Source organism: Staphylococcus croceilyticus, from assembly GCF_002902575.1.
Taxonomy (GTDB): domain Bacteria; phylum Bacillota; class Bacilli; order Staphylococcales; family Staphylococcaceae; genus Staphylococcus; species Staphylococcus croceilyticus.
In genome coordinates this window covers 1-5,143 of record NZ_PPRD01000143.1, presented here as the reverse complement: position 1 = coordinate 5,143, position 5,143 = coordinate 1, and the positions used below count along the sequence as shown (strand labels likewise).

The following is a 5,143-nucleotide window of genomic DNA, read 5'->3' as shown; positions in this document are numbered from 1 at the left end:
TACCTGGTGGTTGTTGTGTGCCTTCTTCTGTATCTTTAATTTCATTACCTTCGGTATCAACATATCGCGTCACTTGTAATTCTGGTATCTCTACTTGTGGTGCCTCATTCGGTATTTGTTCATAAAGCACTACAGGTTCATACACATAATGCACTTCAATAGTTTGGTTACCAACGACTGTTCCTGTTTGGTTATCAGGTGTTGCTGTTAAGCGATAGCTTATAGTCTTTCTAACAGGTCCAGTTTCATTTGTTTCATAACTTACTCGATTAGGTATTGTAGCTGGTGTTGTTGTATAGCTTATTCCATCGATTTCATGATCAGCCACAGTAACTTGTGGACTTAAAACTTCCCCATCTGTTGTTTTAAAATCAGCAATTACATTACCTTCAAAGACTTCAGTATATATCAAATGAACTTTTTTCGTTTGAGCTTTGACATATTGTCCCAAAATTGAATCCATTTGTTTATCAACTTTCACAAATCTATAGTGTCGATTTTGATTGTTAATTAATTGAGGAACACTTGCTTGATATTCTGTATTTTTAGGGCCTTGAGACGTAGTTGGACTTTGAATAACATTACCTGTTTCATCTGTATAACTAACTACTAATGTTCCTCTATTATCTTCCGTTTCTAATTCAACTTTATTACCTGCTAACCATGAATTATCTACACCACGTGAAAATATTTGAGCATGTGACTTAGTTAAGATAGGTGCATCAGGTGGTACAGTTACACGTACATTAGTTTGGAAATTTTCCCCTTTTTTCAATACTAGGGGCGTATCAAATACATATTTTACAGCAGTAACTTTAGTTAAATCAGTTGGGTTAGATGTATAGCTTCCATGTTGGACATCACTATCGGTAGTATAAACTACTCGATATTTTGCAGTATCTGGCACTAAAGCAGTTAAATTCGTCTTTACATTATCTTTTGGTATGGTAACTACTAATTCTTTTATTACCCCATCGCTATTGGTAAAGTTGACTGTATTAGTTTGTAAATTGACACTATCTCCTAAATTTACATCTACTTGAGATTTATCAAAACTATTATCGGAATCTTTACCAATAGTCAAGGTTGATGCAAATTCTTTAGCAAGAGCAATTTTAAACGGTATATCTATCACTGAGACATATTTTTCATTTGTACTTAAATCGTCTGTAATTACATCAGATAATTCAAGTTGATTTTGCGTTAATGACTGGTCATTCGTAGGACGAACAATTTCTGAGTTTTTATCCCATATTGTAGCATAACGAATTGAGTACGTACCATTTGGTAATGTTCCTCTATTATAAATATCAAATGTAATTTCAGGTGTTTCTTGAGTTAAAGAACTACGAGCTGTTGTCGCATTTTTTTCAGATTCGTTCCAAGCATATCCCTCTGGCGCTTTATAAATATACAGTGTTCTACCACTATTCTTATAATTTTTAATGACTTTCACTGGATCCATAACAGGTCTAGTTTTTAATTTACTTCCATTAGTAGTTTCATAAAACGCGTCATTCCACCAAGCTGAAGTTCGTATAAGTTTATTATTAGTCCATGATCTTACATTACCAAGTGCTGTACCATCTGGAACACTTAGTGATAAATATACATTTTTAATATTATCTAATTTATCATCTACAATGTCAGAACTGTTATCTAAAAGGTCCTTACTTAAATATTTCATATAATCTTTTGTATTTGCTTTAACAAATACATTAGCTTTATCATTGTAATTTAGTAAATTTCCAGAAGACCCATTCGTATTTTTGACAACAGGACTTGTTAATATATGAGGGAATCCATCTTTAGTGTGAATATAAGAGAATCCTCCATTTAATAAATAACCTGACAAACTACGAGTTGGAATTGCACTTGCTGCTTCGAGTGTATTTTGTGGTACTTGATCAATAATGATTCCATTTTGCATTTGTCTAATATTATCATCTTTAGCTGCAGTTTCCCATCTATGTTGATCTACAGCATAAGTTAACTCTGCGTTCCATTCATAGATATCCTTTTGTTGATCACTATCAGGAGAAACAGTATCTCTAATTACTGGTGTTTGCAAAATAAGATGATTATATTTAGTATCTCCAAAATCATACGTTTTGTTATCATTATTAAGTTCTGACCATTCAGCAAGCTTGGTTGTTGTACCATCATTGTTAACACCATAAAGGATAAACGGAGACTTAAAGGTAATACCTTTAGTAGCATTTTTATCTCCTGATCCATTGTTATAATGCATTCTTTCAAGTGGCCAAGTTAAAGATGTGAAATAGTCACCATCTTGCCCCGGTGGCAACTGTATAGAATGCATGTATGATGGTGCGTATTTATTAGATTGGTCACGATTTGTAATGTATTTAGTAATTCTAAATTGTTCATGCATATGGTCGGCTTTTGTAAATAAACGTGATGGTTCTAATGTACGAGTAGCAGCAAAATAAATTTTATCTGTTGCTTTTCCTGCTTCGTCAATCATTTTAAATTTAATACCTTCTGGATCAGGTACATTTTGAGTATAATCTTGTCCATTAGGTAAGCGACCTACTGTTTGCCAATTCATATTAACTTTAATAAAGCCATCATTCTTAAACTGTTGAAGAACTTCCGGCGTAAGTGCAGATTTTTTCAGCTTTAAAACTGGACGATATCCCACAAATGGTAACTTTTGTCCTTCAGTTAAATGCATATGTATGCCATCAGCATCTTGAGTCCAAAACTGATTACTAGGAGCTTCTGTATCAAGTTCAAGCCAGTTAGGTATATTTTGTATATTATATTTAAAATCAGTGTAACGACTATAATATCTAGGAGTAATCGCATCATCACGATTTTCTAAGAACCAGTTATCACTTGGTAATGGAACTTGATAACGATAGTTATCAGATTTATCTGAGACAGTACCATCGGTTTTTATGACACCAATGGTTGGTGATGTACTTGCAAGAATTTTAGGTGTTATCTGCCAAACTGATGTAGGAGCTGGCTGTCCACGGTCCACATATAAACCACCTTTAACATTATCAAAGGTTGCATTAGTTTGTTTTGTTGCAACTAATGTATCCCCTTGATACATTTTCATTGTTGAGGTAACTACATCCCCATCTCCCGGTCCTGTCCAAATCATACCCCCAATAATTTGATTAACATTGATTTGTCCAGCAGAGGTACCCGCAATAGGTCTTAAATCAAATTGATATCGCCACATATCATTGTCTGATAAATCAGTTTTCTTCGTAACATATTCTGAATTAGAGAAAGTAGGCGCAGTCATAATAAATTTTTTAGGTGCCTCATAAACTAACTTCCCATTGCTAATAGCTCCATGACCAGAACCTGTAAATGAAAATGAAGTATTAGTTTCATGGCGATTATTGATTAAATCAGAAGTAATATTGTATCTTTTATCAGAAGAACTTGTGCCACTAAATACAAAATCCCCTGCTAATTGATCATCTGATGTACTGATATCACGTCTAACACGTTTTTTAACAACTTTAGTTGAATCAACTGTAGTTATATTATTAGGCTCAGTTTGTTTATTTTTAACATTTTTATCAATATCTGAGGTCTTGTCATTTTCTACAATTTTACTATCACTCTTAACTTGCTTCTTATCCGGTTCATTTTCAAACGATTGACTAATATCAACTTGTTGAGTGTTTTTATTTATTGACGTTTTATCGTTATTATCAGCCTTTTGTTCATTTTTCTGTAATTTACTATTTTTAGAAATGTCTAACTCTTCATTACTTGTTGCTACATTATCAACTTTATCATCGTTTTGAGAGATATTCTTTTTACCATTATTAACTTGAAGCGATTCAGCCTTATCATTATCTAAATTTGTTGAAGGCAATTTGTTGTTTTCATCTTTATTTTGTTTATCAGAAGTATTAACATTATCTTTTACTTCATCTTTTACTTCGGCTGCATGTGCCTCATTATTAACCCCAAATACTAGAAAAGATCCCACTAAAATTGATGCGATTCCTACTGAAAATTTTCTGATCGAATACTTATTTTGGATATTCGGTTGAAAGAAGTTATTCTTGTTGTTATTTCTATTCAATTATTTCTTTTCTCCTTATTAATATACTATTGTGAGGCTATTTCTTTATTTCTCCATACTCATAGATAGAATACTATCTACTAGCACTTAAATCAATACAAATATTATTTTATTTTTATAAAATTTTTGAAAATATAATCAGTCTGTCAACATTTCTTAAAAATATCTCGTCTTCTTGAAATAACTAGTAAATAGAACTATTTTATACACTTATAATTAATTTTCATTCACTAATACTTTAACTATAGTTTAAGAATCGTTTACCAATGACTTGATACTCTTTTTAAGCAAAAAAAGAGACCTTTCGGTCTCAGTATTGTCTAGTAATATTGCTCATTTAGTCTAACTAAACTCGCTGTTCTCTTTCCTCAATTCATTAGCTTCAAACGCTTTCTCTTCGCAAAGCTAAATAAACGTAAATATGTTCTATAAATTAAATTTTTGGCATAAAAAAAGAGACCTTACGGTCTCGATATCGGCTCATCGCATCCATACGATTTCATTGCCTGGCAACGTCCTACTCTAGCGGAACGTCAGTCTGCTACCATCGGCGCTAAGGAGCTTCCTTTACTTCGAGACAATCGTTCGCATCTTGCTTCATTTTCTAAAATATCTTGCTCATTTAGCCCTACTAAATTCGCTTCGCTATTTTCTCAATTCATCAGCTTCAATCGTTTTCTCTTCGTAAAGCTAAATAAACGTAAATATGTTCTATAAATTAAATTTTAGGCATAAAAAAAGAGACCTTACAGTCTCAGTATTGCCTGGCAACGTCCTACTCTAGCGGAACGTCAGTCTGCTACCATCGGCGCTAAGGAGCTTCCTTTACTTCGAGACAAGCGCTCGCATCTTGCTTCATTTTCTAAAATATCTTGCTCATTTAGCCCCACTAAATTCGCTTCGCTATTTTCTCAATTCATTAGCTTCAAACGCTTTCTCTTCGTAAAGCTAAATAAACGTAAATATGTTCTATAAAAATAAATTTTAGACATAAAAAAAGAGACCTTACGGTCTCGGTATTGCCTGGCAACGTCCTACTCTAGCGGAACGTCAGTCCAACTA

The 5,143-nt window shown here is 33.1% G+C and carries 1 protein-coding gene; it reads right to left on the bottom strand.

What is annotated here, in order from left to right:
* The coding region (locus CD128_RS11395; RefSeq protein WP_103329982.1) for a YSIRK-type signal peptide-containing protein at positions 1-4,081 on the bottom strand (4,081 nt) is incomplete at its 3' end.
* Positions 4,082-5,143: the final 1,062 nt, after the last annotated feature.